18 protein-coding genes are annotated in these 16,305 nt (G+C 75.9%); 9 read left to right on the forward strand and 9 right to left on the reverse strand.

Translation table 11 applies throughout. From position 1 onward, the window contains the following. Positions 1-59 precede the first annotated feature (59 nt). The 3 genes from ACIPYS_RS12525 to ACIPYS_RS12535 form a co-directional block, all read right to left on the reverse strand. Positions 60-641: a TrmH family RNA methyltransferase gene (locus tag ACIPYS_RS12525; protein ID WP_093860926.1), complete on the reverse strand. Its 582-nt coding sequence runs from the start codon at positions 639-641 to the stop codon at positions 60-62. Next, on the reverse strand, positions 638-1,282 hold the full coding sequence (locus ACIPYS_RS12530; RefSeq protein WP_093860925.1) for a class I SAM-dependent methyltransferase: 645 nt from the start codon (positions 1,280-1,282) through the stop codon (positions 638-640). The genes ACIPYS_RS12525 and ACIPYS_RS12530 overlap by 4 nt, the downstream gene beginning before the upstream one ends. A gap of 150 nt (positions 1,283-1,432) precedes the next feature. After that, entirely contained in the window at positions 1,433-1,900 is a 468-nt protein-coding gene (locus tag ACIPYS_RS12535; RefSeq protein ID WP_093860924.1) for a carboxymuconolactone decarboxylase family protein, read from the reverse strand. Positions 1,901-2,111: 211 nt separating this feature from the next. Between ACIPYS_RS12535 and ACIPYS_RS12540 the strand changes: the two genes are divergently transcribed. Next, a complete protein-coding gene (locus ACIPYS_RS12540; RefSeq protein ID WP_093860923.1) occupies positions 2,112-2,303 on the forward strand; it encodes a hypothetical protein in 192 nt (63 codons plus the stop codon). 30 nt (positions 2,304-2,333) lie between these two features. Here ACIPYS_RS12540 and ACIPYS_RS12545 read toward each other — a convergent pair whose 3' ends face one another. Beyond that, on the reverse strand, positions 2,334-4,979 hold the full coding sequence (locus ACIPYS_RS12545) for a lysylphosphatidylglycerol synthase domain-containing protein (protein ID WP_400745734.1): 2,646 nt from the start codon (positions 4,977-4,979) through the stop codon (positions 2,334-2,336). Positions 4,980-5,056: 77 nt separating this feature from the next. Between ACIPYS_RS12545 and ACIPYS_RS12550 the strand changes: the two genes are divergently transcribed. From ACIPYS_RS12550 to ACIPYS_RS12560, 3 genes are all read left to right on the forward strand, one after another. Continuing rightward, positions 5,057-5,323, forward strand: a complete 267-nt coding sequence (locus tag ACIPYS_RS12550; RefSeq protein ID WP_093860921.1) for a UBP-type zinc finger domain-containing protein — start codon at positions 5,057-5,059, stop codon at positions 5,321-5,323. 139 nt (positions 5,324-5,462) lie between these two features. Then, entirely contained in the window at positions 5,463-5,726 is a 264-nt protein-coding gene (locus ACIPYS_RS12555; protein WP_400745736.1) for a hypothetical protein, read from the forward strand. A gap of 141 nt (positions 5,727-5,867) precedes the next feature. Further along, a complete protein-coding gene (locus ACIPYS_RS12560) occupies positions 5,868-6,848 on the forward strand; it encodes a sigma-70 family RNA polymerase sigma factor (protein ID WP_093860919.1) in 981 nt (326 codons plus the stop codon). On the opposite strand, the gene ACIPYS_RS12565 is transcribed toward ACIPYS_RS12560, so the two are convergent. Beyond that, the gene (locus tag ACIPYS_RS12565; RefSeq protein ID WP_400745738.1) at positions 6,753-7,088 is read right to left on the reverse strand and encodes an STAS domain-containing protein; all 336 of its coding nucleotides are present in this window, start codon (positions 7,086-7,088) and stop codon (positions 6,753-6,755) included. The genes ACIPYS_RS12560 and ACIPYS_RS12565 overlap by 96 nt on opposite strands. Positions 7,089-7,258: 170 nt before the next feature. Between ACIPYS_RS12565 and ACIPYS_RS12570 the strand changes: the two genes are divergently transcribed. Both ACIPYS_RS12570 and ACIPYS_RS12575 read left to right on the forward strand, forming a co-directional pair. Further along, positions 7,259-7,696, forward strand: coding sequence for an SRPBCC domain-containing protein (locus tag ACIPYS_RS12570; RefSeq protein WP_400745740.1), 438 nt, complete (start codon positions 7,259-7,261; stop codon positions 7,694-7,696). A 64-nt stretch (positions 7,697-7,760) separates the two neighbouring features. Further along, positions 7,761-8,252: an NUDIX hydrolase gene (locus ACIPYS_RS12575; protein ID WP_159424920.1), complete on the forward strand. Its 492-nt coding sequence runs from the start codon at positions 7,761-7,763 to the stop codon at positions 8,250-8,252. Positions 8,253-8,307: 55 nt separating this feature from the next. Here ACIPYS_RS12575 and ACIPYS_RS12580 read toward each other — a convergent pair whose 3' ends face one another. The 4 genes from ACIPYS_RS12580 to ACIPYS_RS12595 form a co-directional block, all read right to left on the reverse strand. Further along, the gene (locus ACIPYS_RS12580) at positions 8,308-9,075 is read right to left on the reverse strand and encodes a Clp protease N-terminal domain-containing protein (RefSeq protein ID WP_400745742.1); all 768 of its coding nucleotides are present in this window, start codon (positions 9,073-9,075) and stop codon (positions 8,308-8,310) included. 67 nt (positions 9,076-9,142) lie between these two features. Further along, entirely contained in the window at positions 9,143-9,883 is a 741-nt protein-coding gene (locus tag ACIPYS_RS12585) for a tyrosine-protein phosphatase (RefSeq protein ID WP_400745744.1), read from the reverse strand. 217 nt (positions 9,884-10,100) lie between these two features. Further along, the gene (locus tag ACIPYS_RS12590; RefSeq protein WP_400745746.1) at positions 10,101-10,796 is read right to left on the reverse strand and encodes a VC0807 family protein; all 696 of its coding nucleotides are present in this window, start codon (positions 10,794-10,796) and stop codon (positions 10,101-10,103) included. A 211-nt stretch (positions 10,797-11,007) separates the two neighbouring features. Continuing rightward, positions 11,008-11,700, reverse strand: coding sequence for a hypothetical protein (locus ACIPYS_RS12595; RefSeq protein WP_400745748.1), 693 nt, complete (start codon positions 11,698-11,700; stop codon positions 11,008-11,010). Between the two features lie 359 nt (positions 11,701-12,059). Here ACIPYS_RS12595 and ACIPYS_RS12600 point away from each other — a divergent pair, with 359 nt between their 5' ends. The 3 genes from ACIPYS_RS12600 to ACIPYS_RS12610 all read left to right on the forward strand — a co-directional run bounded on the left by ACIPYS_RS12600 (position 12,060) and on the right by ACIPYS_RS12610 (position 16,257). After that, positions 12,060-12,911: an RNA polymerase sigma factor gene (locus ACIPYS_RS12600; RefSeq protein ID WP_231978789.1), complete on the forward strand. Its 852-nt coding sequence runs from the start codon at positions 12,060-12,062 to the stop codon at positions 12,909-12,911. Beyond that, positions 12,908-14,200 carry a hypothetical protein gene (locus tag ACIPYS_RS12605; protein WP_400745750.1) on the forward strand — a complete coding sequence of 431 codons (1,293 nt, stop codon included), beginning with the start codon at positions 12,908-12,910 and terminating at the stop codon, positions 14,198-14,200. Before ACIPYS_RS12600 ends, ACIPYS_RS12605 begins: the two co-directional genes overlap by 4 nt. A 506-nt stretch (positions 14,201-14,706) precedes the next feature. Further along, on the forward strand, positions 14,707-16,257 hold the full coding sequence (locus tag ACIPYS_RS12610; protein ID WP_400745752.1) for a protein kinase: 1,551 nt from the start codon (positions 14,707-14,709) through the stop codon (positions 16,255-16,257). Positions 16,258-16,305 lie beyond the last annotated feature (48 nt).

A 16,305-nucleotide genomic window follows, 5' to 3' on the forward strand; every position in this document is an offset into this window, starting at 1 on the left:
CGGGCCCGACCGGGTCCGGTCCGCCGGCGGGAGGGTGCGCCCCTCCCGCCGGCGGCGGATCACTCGTCGTCGAGGTCGATGTCGAAGCCGCCGGCGTCCGAACCGTCCGGGGTGCCGCTGATCGCGTACCCCTGGCGGCGCGCCTCGTAGCAGGCCACCGTGGCGGCGGCGGAGACGTTCAGCGAGCCGACCCGGCCCAGCTGGGGCACGAACACCACCTGGTCGCAGAGGGCGAGCGCGTCCGGGGTGATCCCCCGGTCCTCGTGGCCCAGCACGAAGGCGACGGCCGGGGTCAGCTCGGCGGCGAACATCGGCACCGCCTCGTCGGCCAGTTCGAGGCCGACCACCTTGAAGCCGTCGGCCTTCGCCGCCGCCACCGCCTCGGCGACGGTGGGGAAGTGCTCCACCTTCAGGTACTTGTCGGTGCCCATCGCGGCCTTCTGCGCGCCGGACGAGCGCACCGACGGGGTGTCACCGGTGAGGTAGAGCTTCTCCGCGCCCATCGCGGCGCCGGTCCGGACCACCGAGCCGACGTTGAACGGCGACTGGAGGTTCTCCAGGATCATCGCGAGCCGGAACTCGTTGCCACGCCGCCAGGAGCGGTGCAGCCGCTTCAGTTCGGTCCCGCGGAGCTGCTTCACGACGTCGTCCCTCGTCCACTCTCGGGGCCCTCGCCCGCCGTCGGGCGGGGCCGCGCTTCCAGAATCCGGAACCCGTTGACCGAGGTCAGCCGGGTGGTCGGCCAGCCGTGCTCGTTCAGCCACTTCTGCAGCGAGTCCGAGCCGAGGTGCTTCTGCACCACCAGGAAGGCCGAGCCGTCCGGGGTGAGCCGGTCCAGCCACTGCTCCAGCAGCCGCCGCAGCGCCGTCTTGCCGATCCGGATCGGCGGGTTGGAGTAGATCGCCGCGAACCGCAGTTCGGCCGGGACCTCCTCCGGCAGCGCGGCGTGCACGTTGCCGAGCCCCAGCGACCCGGCGTTGTCCCGGACCAGGTCCAGCGCGCGGCCGTTGACGTCCACCGCCCAGACCGGGAGCCGCTTGCGGCGGCTCGCCCAGGTCAGCGCGATCGGGCCGTAGCCGCAGCCGATGTCCAGGATCGGGCCGCGCACCCGGGGCGGCGGCGCCTGCTCCAGCAGGATCCGGGTGCCCGGGTCCAGCCGGTTGCGGGAGAAGACGCCCGCGTCGGTGCTGAGTTCCAGGGTGAGGTCCGGCAGGGTGACCGTGATCGGCCGGCGCTCGCTGGCGACCTCGGGTGCACCGGAGAAGTAGTGCGAGCCGGACATGCGTTTCCCCGTCGTTCGTAAGGGCCTCGGGGCCACCGGGAGGTGTGGGTAAGCCCTGCTGGTACGGCTCCGATCGTACCCCGGTGCCCGGCCGGGACCGTGTCCCGCGCGGTGGGGGCGGGCTGTCCCGGGGGTCGGGGCGTCCCGGGGTCAGGCCGTCCCGGGGGTCTTGCGGGTGGCCACGTTGATCCGGTTCCAGGCGTTGATGGTGAAGCAGAGCGAGATCAGTCGGGCCAGCTCCGGCTCGGGGAAGAGTTCGGCGGCCCGCTCGTACACCGCGTCGGAGACGCCGTCGCCGATGCGGGTGATCTGCTCGGCGAGCGCGAGGGCGGCCCGTTCGCGCTCGCTGTAGACGCCCTCGGGGGCCTCGCGCCAGACCGGGAGCAGATAGATCCGCTCGTCGCTCTCGCCGGCCTTGCGGGCGTCCTTGACGTGCATGTCCAGGCAGTAGGCGCAGCCGTTGAGCTGGGAGGAGCGGACCTGCACCAGCTCGACCAGCGCCGGGTCGAGGCCCTCGCGGGCGGCGGCGTCCAGGGCGATCATCGCCCGGAACACCTTGGGGGCGGTGCGGGCGAAGTCGAGCCGGGCGGCGGGAAGGGGGGTGGTGGTGTTCGTCATGGGTACGAGCCTAGGAACGGGATGCACCCCGGGCGGGGTGCATTCCGGGACCGTTCCCCCGGGTCAATTCCCCGGGCGGGCAACACGCCGGGGCGCCGGTGGCGCGTCGCGTCCGACCGGTGGCGGACGGATACTGCGAGTACCCCGCCGAGCGGGACCGACGGGCCGGGGGAAGCCTCCGAGGAACCTTCGAGGAACGAGGACGGACACCATGCCGCAGAACCACGAGGACTACCTGGACGAGGTCGACGAGGCCGTGGAGCCGGAGAACGGGGCGGCGGAGGACGAGTACGACGAGCTGGCCGAGCGCCGCGCACTCGGAGCGGACCCGGCCACCGAGGTCGCGGACGTCGCCGAGCAGAGCCGGACCGTCCCGCTGGACGAGGACGAGTACCGCGAGTAGTCGGCGGACCGGCCCCGGGAACGAGGGCGGCTACAGCGCCCCGCGGCGCTGGAGCCAGGTGAACGCCGCCCAGCCGGGGAGCACCGGCAGGACGAAGGTGAGCAGCCGGAAGAGCGCGACGGCGGCCAGCGCCCCGCCGCCGTCCGTGTACACCTGCAGGAGGCTCGCCAGCGCGGTGTCCACGAAGCCCGCCCCGCCGGGGGTGGGGGCGGCGTTCCCGGCCGCGTTGCCGATCAGGAACACCACCCCGACCGAGGCGAAGGACGGTTCCCGCCCGACCGCGCGGGCGCAGCAGTACAGACAGGCGATCAGGGTCAGCGACACCAGCAGCTGCCCGGTGAAGCCGACCGCCAGCCGCCCCGGGTTGCGCAGCAGCTCGACCAGCCGGGGCAGCACCTCGGCGGTCAGCGGGCGCAGCCGGGCGGCCAGCCAGCGCCTGGCCGGCGGCACCGCGGACACCGCGGCGAGCAGGGCGCCCGCCGCCGCGAGGCCGCCGGCCACGGCCGGCAGGGCGTCCAGTTCGGAGCCGCCGGGCTCGACCCCGGTCAGGTAGACGAACGCGCCGAGCTGGAGCAGGTGCAGGACCAGGCCGAGCAGCTGGCCCACGCCGACGCTGGACAGCGCCTGCGCGGTCGGGATGCCGGCCCGCTGGAGGAAGCGGGTGTTCAGGGCCACGCCGCCGACCCCGCCGGGGGAGACCAGTTTGACGAAGGACCCGGCCAGCTGGGCGAGCACGGCGTTGCGGAAGTCCAGCCGCTCCGGGACGAAGCCGACGAAGCCCATCGCCCCCGCGACATGACCGGCGGCCGCGGCCAGGACGGCGAGGGCGAGCCAGAACGGGTCGGCGTCGGCGATGGTCGCGATCGGGTTCTGCTCGGTGGCGAACAGCTGCGGCAGCAGCAGCCATCCGGCCGCCACGCCGCCGACGACGGCGAGCAGGGTGCGGGGCCGCAGCCGCTCCAGCCGGACCGGCCGGACCGGCGCCTGCGGGCGGCCGCGGAGCACCTCGGCGCGGATCCGGTCCAGCAGGTCGGGGCCGGTGGCGGGGGCCGGGTCCGCCGCGGGCGCGGGGTCGGCGGCGGGTGCCTCCAGACCGGTGCGCTGCGGGGGCACCCGGGGCGCGGCCGTCGCGGCATCGCGCCGGGCGGCCTGCTTGAGCGCCGCCCGGGTGCCGCGGGCCAGCGCGATGGGCTGGAGCAGCGGGAGGGCGGCGGCGACCGCGTCCGGGCCGAGCACCGACACCGCCGCGCGCACCGAGCGCTCGGCCCCGGTGCGCAGCGCGAGCGTGGTGAGCAGCTGGGCGACGTCGCTGAGCAGCACCAGCTCCCCGGCCGCGATGTCCCCGTCCGCGAGGCCCACCAGGTGCACCGCCCCCGCCGGGTCGACCAGCAGCGCGGCGGGCACCAGCGCGCGGTGCGCGATGGCGCGCCGCTGGAGCAGCGCCAGCTGGCCCCAGACGTCGGCGAGCAGCGCGTCGGTGACCTCCTCGTCGGCCAGCTCGTCCAGGGTGCGGCCGGGCAGCCTCAGGTAGGCGACCAGCGCGGCGTCCCGGCCGAGTTCGGCGGTCGCGGCGACCGGGCGGGTGCGGACCCCGGCGGCGACGGCCGCGTAGGAGACCAGGGCCTCGTGCTCCAGGCCGGTGCGCAGGGAGCGCAGGGCGCGCGGGTGCGGGGCGGTGCGCAGTCGCAGCCGGCGCCAGACCCGCTGCACCAGGGCGGCGGTGACCGCCTGCCGGTCGAGCAGCTGGACGTCCAGGTCGGGGCGGTCGCCGTGCTGGCGGACCAGATAGCGGTCGGGGCCGTCCGGGGTGACGGAGACCGGGTGCAGGCCGGCCTCGCGCAGGCTGTGCAGCAGCTGTCCGCGCCGGGGCCGGGGGTCCGGGGTGCCGACGGCCCAGCGGGTGCCGTGGGCGGCCGTCCAGCCGATCAGCACGCCGAGCAGCAGCGCGGTCGGGGTGGCCGCCCCGGCGGCGATGCCGGCCAGTGCGGACAGGGTGAGGACGGTCCACGGCACCCGGCGTTCGCGGGACGCGGAGGCGGTGAGGAAGGCCAGGACGGGGGCCAGGTAGCCGTAGACCGGCTCGGTGTGGGCGAGCGGGGCGCCGGGCAGCGGCCGGGTCAGCGCGGAGACCAGGGAGAACGGCGCGGGGCCGTCGATCCACAGCGCGAGGAGGAGCGTGACGCCGTACGCCAGGACGGCGGCCAGCACGCCGTCCGCGAGCTGCTGGAGGACGTGCCGCCGGTCCGTCCCGGGGGCGAGCAGTCGGCGGGCGGCCGAGCAGCCGGGCAGGAGCAGTACGGCGGCCGTGGTGAGGCCGGTGGCGACGCCGCCCAGCGGGTGCGGGACCAGGGCGGCGGCGCCGCCGACGTCCTCGGCGAGGCCGTTGGTGGTGGCGCGGGCGTAGTCGGCGGACAGCAGCGTCAGGGCGATCGCGCAGAGGCCCGCGAGCAGCCGGATCAGCGCGGCCGGCTGCCGGAGCCGGCCGGTGGCGGCTATGCCCGGGGGGCCGGGCGGGGGCGGGGCCCCGCCGGACGGGCCGCCCGCCGCGCCGTCCGCCGTCCCGCTCACCGCGCCGTCCGCCGCGCTGCCCGACCTGCCGCCCCCCGTGCTGTCGTCCGTGCCCTCGACCGTGCCGCCGGTCCTGCCGTTCGTCGCGTTCCCCGCCACATCCGCCACGGACGGCATGCTCCCACGAGCCCCCGGCAGCGTGTCTCGGGGCGCGGGGCGGGCCCGCCGTCACTACCCTGCGTCCCATGAGCGCCTGCGAAGACCTCGCCGCCGCACCCCGGGACCTCGCGCCCCTGCCACCCGTGGACGGCTGCGCCGACTGCCTGGCGCAGGGGCGCCGGGACTGGGTGCACCTGCGGCTCTGCCTGGACTGCGGCCGCATCGGCTGCTGCGACTTCTCGCCGCAGCGGCATGCCACCGCGCACTTCCACAACAGTTCCCATCCGGTGATCCGCTCCTACGAGCAGGGGGAGGACTGGCGCTGGTGCTACGTCCACGAGCTCATGGGGTGACGGCCCGGCCGGCGTTCCGGCCGGGTTGACGTCCGGGTGCCCGTGGGTCGAGGTGTAACTCCTGGCAGATCTGGACATAACGCCCGTACGGTCCTCGGTCGGCACCTGTCCGGCCGGCGGCCGCCGAAGGGAGCCGACGATGACCAGGCAAACAGCGGGAAGCCCGCACAAGCTCCGCCGCGGCACCCAGGAGCTGCTGGAGCGCCGGGGGATGGCCACGATGCCGATCGCGCTCCCGCCCCGTCCGGCCGGCACCGCGCGGGCCGCCGCCGGAACCGCGAGCGCCGCCTTCCGGCACGGCGGCCGGGACTCCGCGTCCGCCGTCCCGCACTCCGTGCCCGCGCACCACGCCGAACTCAAGGGCCATCGCCACCGCGGGGCCGAGAAGCACAGCGCGCACTGAACCGCCGGTGCGCCCCGGCCCCCTGCCTGACGTGCGGTCAGGGCCGGCCGGGGCGCGGGGCGGCGCTGCCGGTGGCGCTGTCGGTGGCCTGCGGTACGTTCGGGGTGATCGAGGTCGGCGGGCGAGCGGGGGGCGAGGGCGATGGCCGAGCTGATGACGGAGGAGCCGGTCGAGCTCCAGCTGGAGCGGTACCGGACGGAGCTGACCGGGTACTGCTACCGCATGCTCGGCTCGGTGTTCGAGGCCGAGGACGCCGTGCAGGACACCATGGTCCGGGCCTGGCGCGGGCACCGCGGCTTCGAGGGCCGGGCCGCGTTGCGCTCCTGGCTCTACCGGATCGCCACCAACGTCTGTCTGGACGCGCTGAACGGCCGCAACGCCCGGGCCCGGCCGATGGATCTGGCCGGCCCGTCCACCGTGGCCACCGCGACCGACGCCCGACTGCCCGAGATCGCCTGGCTCGGCCCGGCGCCGGACGGCCGGGTGCTGGCCGAGACGGCCGACCCGGCGGAGGTGGCGGCGCAGCGCGAGTCGGTGCGGCTGGCCTTCGTCGCCGCGCTCCAGCGACTGGCGCCCCGGCAGCGGGCGGTGCTGATCCTGCGGGAGGTGCTCGGCTGGCGGGCCAACGAGGTCGCCGAACTGCTCGGTGTCACCGTCGCCTCGGTGAACAGCGCGCTGCAGCGGGCCCGGGCCGCGCTCGCCGCCGACCCCGCCGCGACCCGCCCGGCCCCGACCCTGGACGAGGACCACCGGGCCCTGCTGGCCCGGTACGTCGCCGCGTTCGAGGCGTACGACATGGACGGTCTGGCGGCGCTGCTGCACGAGGACGTCACGCTCAACATGCCGCCGTTCGCGCTCTGGCTGACCGGGCACGCGGACATCCGGGAGTGGATGCTCGGCCCCGGGAGCGGCTGCCGGGGCTCCCGGCTGGTGCCGGTGGTGGCCAACGGCAGCCAGGCGTTCGGGCAGTACCGGCCGAGCCCGGCGGGCGGGCACGAGCCGTGGTCGCTGATCGTGCTGGAGGTGTCAGCGGGCCGGATCACCGGGGTCACCAACTTCCTCGACACCGAGGTGCTCTTCCCGCTGTTCGGTCTGCCCCCTCGGCTGGAGGCCGGGGAGTAGCCCGGGGCCCTCGCCGTCCTCCTCGTCCGGTTCGGCGAGGAGCACGGCGGCCAGCCCGCTGAACGCGAGCAGTTCGCGCAGCGGGCCGTTGGCGTTGCGCAGGACGAGCCGCACGCCGTGCCGGGCCGCGGCGCGCCGCAGCCGGGCCAGGGCGTCGACCACGGCGAGGTCGGGGGCGGCCAGTGCGCCCAGGTCGCAGATCAACGGAGGGGCGGCGGATGTCCGGGTCTCGGTCTTCACCCAGGGGAGACCGCTCCGGCGCCCGGGGCTCATCGGCCCGCCGGAAAGTTCTCGGGAAAGTCCTCCGGAAGAACTTCGCCGGGGAGCGATGAGTTTCCGCCGGCCGCCCGGTCTACCCCTCCGAAAGCGCGGCACCGGGCCGCGCGCACCGAACAGAGGGAACCGCCACCATGACCGAGAACCTCGGCACCCTGTCCGTCGTCCGCGAGCTGCCCGCCACCCCCGCCGAGGTGTTCCGCGCGTATGTCGAGCCGGAGCAGTTCGTCCGCTTCTGGGGCCCGGTCGGCACCAGTGTCCCGCTGGAGACCGTGACCATCGAGCCGGAGGTGGGCGGGCGTTTCGACAGCACGATGGTGCTGGAGGCCACCGGCGACCGCTACCCGGTGCGCGGCCGGTTCACCGCGGTCCGCGAGGGCGAGCTGCTGGAGTTCCTGGAGGAGGGTGTCGGCCTCACCGGCCGGATCACCCTCACCGACCTCGGCGGCGGCCGGACCGAGGTGCGGATGGAGCAGGAGAACGTCCCGGCGATGTACCTGGGCCCGGAGGCGGAGGCCGGCCACAACTCCAGCTTCGACCGGCTGGTCGAGCACCTCGCGGCCCGTCGCTGAGGCCGGCCGGCCCCGGCTGGCAGAGTGGGGCGCACATCGTCCCCGAGCCCGAGGAGGGCCCGCCGTGCCGGTCGAGCCGTTGAAGTCCCGTGAAGAGTGGTTGGCCTCGTTGCCGCGGATCTACGCGGCCGCGGGGTGCGTCCTGCGCGACGCGTCCGGGCGGATCCTGCTGGTGAAGGCCGGCTACCGGGAGCACTGGCAGTTCCCGGGCGGGACGATCGACCTCGGGGAGGGGCCGGCCGAGTGCGCGGCCAGGGAACTGCTGGAGGAGACCGGCATCGTGCGCGAGGCCGGTGAACTGCTGGCCGTCTCCTGGACCCACCCCTCGGGCGAACTCGACCATCCGGCCGGGCACTTCCTGTTCGACTTCGGCAGCGTCCCGGACGGCACCCCCGTGACCGTCCCGGCCGGAGAGCTCGACGACCACCGCTGGGTCGAGGACCACGAGGCGCTCGAACTCCTCGGCCCGGCACGCTCGTTGCGGCTCCGTGCGGCGCTGGAGGCGAAGGCCGACGGCGGGGTGCGGATCGTCACCACCCACGTGTCGGGCTTCTGACCGCGACCGGTGTCCCGGGGGCGCGCCCGTCCCGCGGCCCCCGGAACGGTCCCGGTCAGCCCTGCTCGGTGCCGGTGGCGGTGCCGTCGCCGTCCGGCTGGAGGAACGCGGCGAGGATCTCGACGACGAACCGCTCGATCCCCTCCTTCCGCACACCGAGGTCGTCCAGCACTCCGGCGCCGTTCTCCAGCTCCAGCAGCGCGAGCAGGATGTGTTCGGTGCCGACGTAGTTGTGACCGAGCTTCAGCGCCTCCCGGAAGGTCAGTTCCAGCGCCTTCTTGCCCCGGGCGTCGTACGGGATCAGCGCCGGCACCTCGGCGGCCGGGGCGGGCAGCACCGCCGTCGCGGCGGTGCGCAGTGCCTCCGGGGTGACGCCCTGGTCGACGAGCGCCCGCGCGGCCAGGCCGTCGGGCTCGACCAGCAGGCCGAGCAGCAGGTGCTCGGCCCCGATCTCGGCGTTCCCGGCCCGGCGGGCCTCCTCCTGGGAGGCCATCACCACGTGCCGGGCCCGGTCGGTGAACCGGCCGAAGCCCTGGCTGGGGTCGAGGTCGTTGGGTGTGGCCGGGTCCTTGGGCACGAAGCGCTTCTGGGCGGCCTGCTTGCTGACGCCCATGCTGTGGCCGATGTCGGTCCAGGAGGCGCCGGAGCGGCGGGCCTGGTCGACGAAGTGGCCGATCAGGTGGTCCGCGAGTTCGCCGAGGTGGTCGGCCGCGATGACGGCGTCCGAGAGCTGGTCGAGCGCGTCCGGGTGGAGCTTCTTGATCGCGTCGATCAGGTCGTCGAGGCGCAGCGGAGTGCTCTTGGGAACGATCGGATTCTCCATGCCGTCAACCGTAGGTTGTCGATGCCGCATCGTCAACCATCGGTTGACGATTGGGCGAGTTGGAGTATCAGGGGGTCAGCAGCCGGCCGCGGACGGCGGCGAGGTCGGCGGCGGAGACGCCGGCGGCCGTCAGTCGGGCGACCGGGTCGAGGCCGGCGAGGGCGGCGTGCACGGCGGCTTCGGCGGTGGTGCCGGCCTCGGCGAGGACGGCGTCGATCCGCCGGTACTGGTCCGGGAGGCCGAGCATGCCGTAGAGGGGGCGGACATTGGGGGCGCTCAGCAGGTAGTCGGCGACGATCTCGGCGGGCTCGACCTCGGCGAGGGCGAGCAGCAGCAGCGCGGCGAGGCCGGTCCGGTCCCGGCCGGCGCCGCAGTGCACGACCAGTCCGCCGGGGCGGGCGCCGGCGATCGTCGCGATCAACTCGGCGGCGGCGTGCGGGCAGTGGTCCAGATAGGGGCGCAGGGCGAGCGGCGTGCCGTCGAGCCGGCCGTAGGTCTGCCACCAGTCGGGGCCGGCGAGCTCGTCCAGCGGGACCCGGACCAGTTCGACGTCCCCGGGGAGCGGGAGGAGCGGCTTGTACTCCTCGATGTTGCGCAGGTCGACGACGGTGCGCACGCCGTGGTCGAGCAGGGCGTCCCAGCCCTCGGCGGTGAGGCGGTCGAGGTTGTCGGCCCGGGCGATCGCGCGGCGGGTGGTGCGGGCGCCGCCGGTGGTGGGCAGTCCGCCCAGGTCGCGGACGTTGAGGCAGCCGTCCCAGACGAGCGTGCGGTCCTCGGTGGCGGTGGTGCGCGCTTCTGCCCGGTTCATCAGGTCCCCGTTTTCCTCGGCGAGGGGGTCCCGTTACCCCCTCGTGATGTGGACTACCGGTGGGGCGGGATGGTTCCTCGGATCGTCCGATGATCAGAGCGTGACGGTCCGACAGCGGTCAGGCAGTGGTCCGACTGTGGCCGGGCAGTGGTCCGACCGTGGACCGATCGTGGCCGGGCAGCGGTCCGACCGTGGCGGGTCGGCGTCCGGGCGCCGCTCAGGCGGCGGCGGCCTCGGTGCGGACCAGCTTCTCCATCGGCTGCGCGGCGGCCTGGCCGAGCAGCGACCCCGCGGCGATCGCGCCGACCAGCAGCACCGTGGACAGCCACGCCATGGTCGCCACCGGCAGGGTGAAGGCCCCAACCACCCGGGCCACGCACTCGGCGAGCAGCGCGGAGCCCCAGACCACGGAGAACAGCCGCTCGTAGCGCCGGAACGGCCGCGAGCCGGCGGCGAGCCGGTCCCAGGCGGCCTCCCTGGCGGTCTCGCCCTTGGTGAGGAAGGGTCGCAGCGCGGCGGACATCAGCGGTCGCGCGGTCGGCGCGGAGCCCAGGATCGCCAGGGCCGTGAAGCCGCTGAGCACGGCCTCCTTGGCGAGCATCAGCCGGGCGTCGCCGCTGACGGCGGTGAGCAGCAGGCCGACCAGGTTCACCCCGAGCATCAGGGCGGCGAAGCGGTTCAGCGTCCGGTCCTTGACCAGGCCCAGGACGGTCCGGGCGACCGGGAACACGCTGCTCCAGGCGAGGGCGGCGAACTCGCTCGCCCCGAGGCCGGAGTGGAGGAGGTAGTAGGCGGCGAGCGGGCCGGCGATGTCGACGGCGAGCGGGCGGAGGGCCTTGACGAGCGGCTGCGGAGCCTTGGCGGTACCGGTCGCGGCGGCGCCGGCGGCGCTGGTGGCGGTGATCTGGCTCATGGTGGGTCCTCCCCGGACTGGCTGCTCGGTCGGCGGGCCGTTGCCCGCTCCGTCGTGCCTCCAGTGTTCCGATCGGGGCCCGTTGCCCAGCAGTGCCGTCCGTTGCGGGATCCGCATGACAGTTGTCACGGCGCGCGCCGTGACGGTGCCGCTGTGCTGCCGACTCCTCTGTCCGGTGGCCGAGTTGACCTTGTGTCGGCCTGACGTCCAGTCAGTCGCGCTCGAACTCCCAGAGTGCCCGGCCCAGGGTGTCCGCGCAGTGCACGGCGGTGAAGCGCTCGTCCTCGGCCGACAGGAACCCCTGGGCGACGCCGCGCAGCACCGTGCGCGCGGCCGTGTCCGCCCGGGTCCAGGCACCGGTCAGCACCAGCGCCGTGCCGACCAGCTCCGCACGCTGGATCCGGGCCACCGGGACGGCCAGCAGCATCGTGTTGACCTGCTCCAGTTCGGCGGCGGACAGATAGGTCTCGCCGGTGCCGCCGTCGCGCTCCCGGTCGATCCGGCGGCGCAGCTCGGGCAGCCCGTAGTGGCGGACGGCGGCCACCGAGTCGTCCAGCGCGACCTGCCAGCGCGGCCCGGGCAGAACCTCCCACCAGACGTCCTCCCGCACCGGCAGCAGCTCGCCGATCCGGGACCGCCAGGACTCGATGCCGTAGACGGCGCGCGGGTCCGGGCGCGGTCCGGGGAGGGCCGCGGCGGACCAGTCGGCGCGGCGGACCAGGCTCAGGTCGAAGGTGTAGCGGACCCGGTCACCGGCCTGCCGTTCGACCACGCCGACCATGGCCCAGTGGGTCGGGTCGGGGAGGGCGAAGGTCCGCCGCCCGCCGGTGAGGCCCAGGAGCCGGAGCGCGGGCGCGAGGTGGTCGCGCAGGCCGCGTTCGTGGAACTCGCGGGCGGTGGTCATGACGGTTCCTGGGGGTCGGAGCAGGCAGTTCTCGGCGGCACCCGGGGCCCGGGAGGGGCGGGGCGCGGGCGGCGGCGGCCGGAACGGGTCGTTCACCTCCAACGTAGGCGGGCGGTGTCCGCGCGGCCGTGGGCGAAGGCCAGCAGGCCCCGGGACCTTCGCCCCGCGCCCGGGCCGCCCAAGGGCCCGGCGGGCGCGCGCCGCCGGGCGCGGTGCCGCCCGCACGCCGCGCCGGTGCCGCCCGCCGACCGCCCCGCGCCGTCGGCTCCCCGCCCCGGTGCCGCCCGCCGACCGGGCCGGTGCCGGAGCGGGTAACGGTCGGGTCCACCGGGCCGGGGCGTTCGCCCGGATGGCGCATGATGTGGCGGGTGCAGAGTGCAGAACGCCCCGGAGCGGGCACCGACAGCCCCGTCGGCCGGTCCGGACCGGTCACGACGTCAGGCCCGCCCCCCGGCCCGCCCGCGCGCGAGGCCCCCGCCCCCGTCGATCTGACCGAGGCCGTCCGGGCCGCCCAGCGCGGGGACGAGGAGGCCTTCCGGCTCCTCTTCCGCAGCGTGCAGCCGGGTCTGCTCCGCTACCTGCGGGTGCTGGTCGGCGGCCGGCCCGAGGACGCCCAGGACGCCGAGGACATCGCCTCCGAGGCCTGGCTCCAGATCGCCCGCGACCTGGGCACCTTCGCCGGGGACGGCGACGGCTTCCGCGGCTGGGCCGCCACGGTCGCCCGCAACCGGGCCCTGGACCACCTGCGGGCCCGGCGCCGCCGTCCGGTCGCGGACCTGCCGTTCGACCACCTCGCCGAGCTGGCCGGCGGGGACGACACGGCCGGGGCGGCGCTCGCCTCCGTCGGGACCTCGGACGCGCTGGCGCTGATCTCCCGGCTGCCCCGGGACCAGGCCGAGGCGGTGCTGCTGCGGGTGGTGATGGAGCTGGACGCGAACAGCGCCGCCCAGGTGCTCGGCAAGCGCTCCGGCAGTGTCCGGATGGCCGCGCACCGGGGGCTGAAGCGGCTCGCCGAACTGCTGGAGCAGTCCTTCCCGACGGGTGGGGGCGGTGGTGCGGCCGGTGCCGGGATCCCGGCCTCGCGGTCGGTCCCCGACAACGGTCCGGCGGGCAGCGGGACCGTGCGGCAGGGCCGTGGAAGATCCGCGAGAAAAAGTTCTCCCCAGGGTGTGACAGAACGCCGGGCCGCGACGCTGAAGGACATGAGATGAGCACCAACCGACCACGTCGGATCGACCGTGACACCGCCGAGCAGCTGCTCGCCGGTGCCGTGGGCGGCCCGCCGGCCGGGCAGGAAGCCTCGCTCACCGGCCCGGACGGCAGCACCGGGCGCACGGGGTCCCCCCGGTCCGAGGCCGGACCGGGAGACCGGGTCGCCCGTGTGCTCGCCGCCGCCGCGGCGCCGGCGACGGGGGGCGAACTGGCCGGGGAGGAGGCGGCCCTGGCCGCGTTCCGGGAGGCTCGTCTCGCGTCCGCCGCAGCAGTACCCGCCGCACCCGCACCCGTCCGGAGACGTTCGATGGCCACCGCCACGCTGACCAGGGCCTTCAGTACGAAGGCCGCTGCCGTCGTGCTCGGTGCCACGGCGCTGGGCGGGGTCGCGGTCGCGGCCGGCACGGGCAATCTGCCGGTCCCCCTGGGCGGCGGTTCGGACCAGCCGCACCGGGGCGTGGTCGCCCCGGACAGCTCCGCCGCGTCGGCGGGCCCGACGGGCAGGTCCGAGGCACCGGCCGCCCGGCCGGCGAACCCGCCGTCGACCCCCGGCCCGACCGCCGGCGCGAGCGGCGGCGCGTCGTCCGCCGGTCCGTCCCGGCCCGCCACCGCCTCGGGCGGTCCGGCCGCCGCGGATCCGACCGCGGTCGATCCGTCCGGGCCGGAGAAGCGGGCCAAGGAGCCGCCCGCCCGCACCCCGGAGGAGGGCCGGGGCTCCTCGGCCCCCGTTGCCCATGCCGCCTTGTGCAAGGCGTTCGCCGACCGGGCGGGCAAGGGCGAACGCCCGAGGCTGCTGGTCGCCGACCCGCAGTTCGGCGTGCTGGTCGCGGCGGCCGGCGGGCCGGACAAGGTGGCGGAGTACTGCGCGCGGGCGCTCCTGCGCCCGGGCGACGACGACCACCAGGACACCTCCGGCCAGGGCTCCGGCTCCGGGGCCACCCGACCGGGCTCCGGTTCCGGCTCGGGCTCGGGAAGATCCGGCGGCGGCTCCGGCCCGGGTGGTGACGGCCAGGGCGGTGACAGCCAGGGCGGCACCGGTCAGGGCGGCGACAGCCAGGGCGGCAGGAACAAGGACGGCGGCTCCGCGGCCGTGGCCGGTGGCGTCGGTCCGGGTTTCGGTCCGGGCAGCACGGGCAACACGGCCGGCGGCAACGGCGGCGGCAACGGTGACGGCGGCAACGGCCGCACACCCAGGACCGCCACCGTCCCACCCGCGGCGGACCCGCCCGGAGGGCCGGGAGCGGACCGCACGGCACGACCCGACAGCACCCCGGGCAACCGGAGGTGACCCAGAACTCCGGATGAGCGGCGGGCGAATCCCCCCGGGCCCGTCGTTCATCCGGACCGCTCCACCCCGCACCACCGCAGTGACCGCACCACCGCAGTGACCGCTCCACCGCAGTGCCCGCTCCACCGCAGTACCCGCTCCACCCGGACCCCGGGCGGACGGTCGGCCCCCCCGTGCCCACCGTCCACCCGGCCGGTCCGCCCGGACCGGCCGGCGCACCCCGGAACGCGCCCCCGGTCCGGACGGTCCGGACCCCCGCCGGCCCGCCCGCCCGCAGTCAGGGCGGGCCGGCACCCGCTCGACCTGCCGCACCGCACCGATCGTGACCCTCCACCGGGCACGACCACGAGCCGGCGGTCGGGGATCCGCTGCCCGGTTCCCCGGCCGCCACCCCTTCCCGCGGCGGGCCGTCGGCGGACCGGCCGGTCGCCCCCGGGGGCTATCGTGCACACGTGCACGAGGCGGTCCGGGACCCCGGACAGGGCCTCCGAGGGGAGCGGTGCCAGGTGATCGGACGCGCGCTGAACGGGCGCTACGAACTCGTCGAGATACTCGGCGTCGGCGGCATGGCCACCGTCTGGCGCGGGGTGGACCACGTGCTGGGCCGCCAGGTGGCCGTCAAGGTCCTCAACGGGGGGCTCGCCGACGACCCGAGGTTCGCCGAGCGTTTCGGCCGCGAGGCGCAGCACGCCGCGATGCTGGTCCACCCGAGGATCGCCATGGTCTTCGACTCCGGCCTGGACCAGGGCTCGCCGTACATCGTGATGGAGCTGGTGCAGGGCCGGTCGCTGGCCGTGCTGCTGGCGCAGCGCCCGGGGCTGCCGGTCGAGCAGGCGGTCGGGATCGCGGCGGCGGTCTGCGAGGGGCTGGCCCACGCGCACGCGGCGGGTCTGGTGCACCGGGACATCAAGCCCGGCAACATCATGATCACCCACGACGGCGGAGTGAAGGTGGTGGACTTCGGCATCGCCCGCGCGGGCTCCTCGCACAACCTCACCCAGACCGCCTCGGTGCTCGGCACCGCCGCCTATCTGTCGCCGGAACAGGCCACCGCGAGCGCGCTGGACGGCCGCACCGACCTGTACGCGGTCGGCTGCGTGCTCACCGAGATGCTCACCGGCGCACCGCCGTTCGCGGCCGAGACCCCGGTGGGCATCGCCTACAAGCACGTCGGTGAGCTGCCGCTGCCGCCCTCCGTCCGGCGGCCCGGCCTGCCGCCCGCCCTGGACGCGGCGGTGCTGCGGCTGCTCGCCAAGCAGCCGGCCGACCGCCCCGCCGACGCGGCCGCCGCGCGGGCCGAACTGCTGGCCTGCGTCCCGGGGCTGGTGCCCTCCGACCCGACCACCGAGCTGCTCGCCGCGGCCTTCCCGCAGACCGCGCCGCCGCCGGCCGACCAGCGGCACACCACCCTGCTGCCGCCGCAGCCGGCGCCGCCGGCGCCCACCTCGGTGATGGCGCCGATCCCGGCCGCCGACCCGTTCCCGCAGGCCGAGCCGGTACGGGAGAGCCGCCGCCGGCCGATCGTGTTCGGGGCCCTGGGCCTGGCCGGTGCGGCCGGGGCGGCGATGCTCGCCCTCACCGCCTTCGACGACCCGTCCACGCCCGACGCGACCGCGCCGTCCGCCAGGCCCACCGCGACCGCGCCGGTCACCCCGGCCGCCACGCCCACGCCCACGCCCACGCCGACGCAGGCTCCGGTCCCGGCCCCGACGGCCACCACCCCGTCCGCGCCGCCCCCGGCCGTGCCGACCACCCAGCCGCCGCACAACCAGGCCCCGCTGGTGCAGATCAACGCCCTTCGCCAGAGCATCGCGCAGACCCAGGTGGAGAAGGACCGGGCCCGCCAGATCGAGCTGCTGCGCACCCTCGACGAGGCCACCGCCCGGCTCAACGAGGGTCACCCCGACGACGCCGCGAACAAGCTGAAGAGCGCCCAGCGCACCGTCCGCGACCTCGCCAAGCGGCACGCGATCGAGGGCCAGACCTACCAGAACTGGAACTCCCGGCTCTCGTCCCTCATCACCTCGCTCAACGCCACCGCCGACCGGGACGACTGACCCGCGCCCGGAGGACGGCGGGCGTGCCCCGTGGGCCGGACGGGTCGG

Source organism: Kitasatospora sp. NPDC089913 (assembly GCF_044748625.1).
GTDB lineage: Bacteria > Actinomycetota > Actinomycetes > Streptomycetales > Streptomycetaceae > Kitasatospora.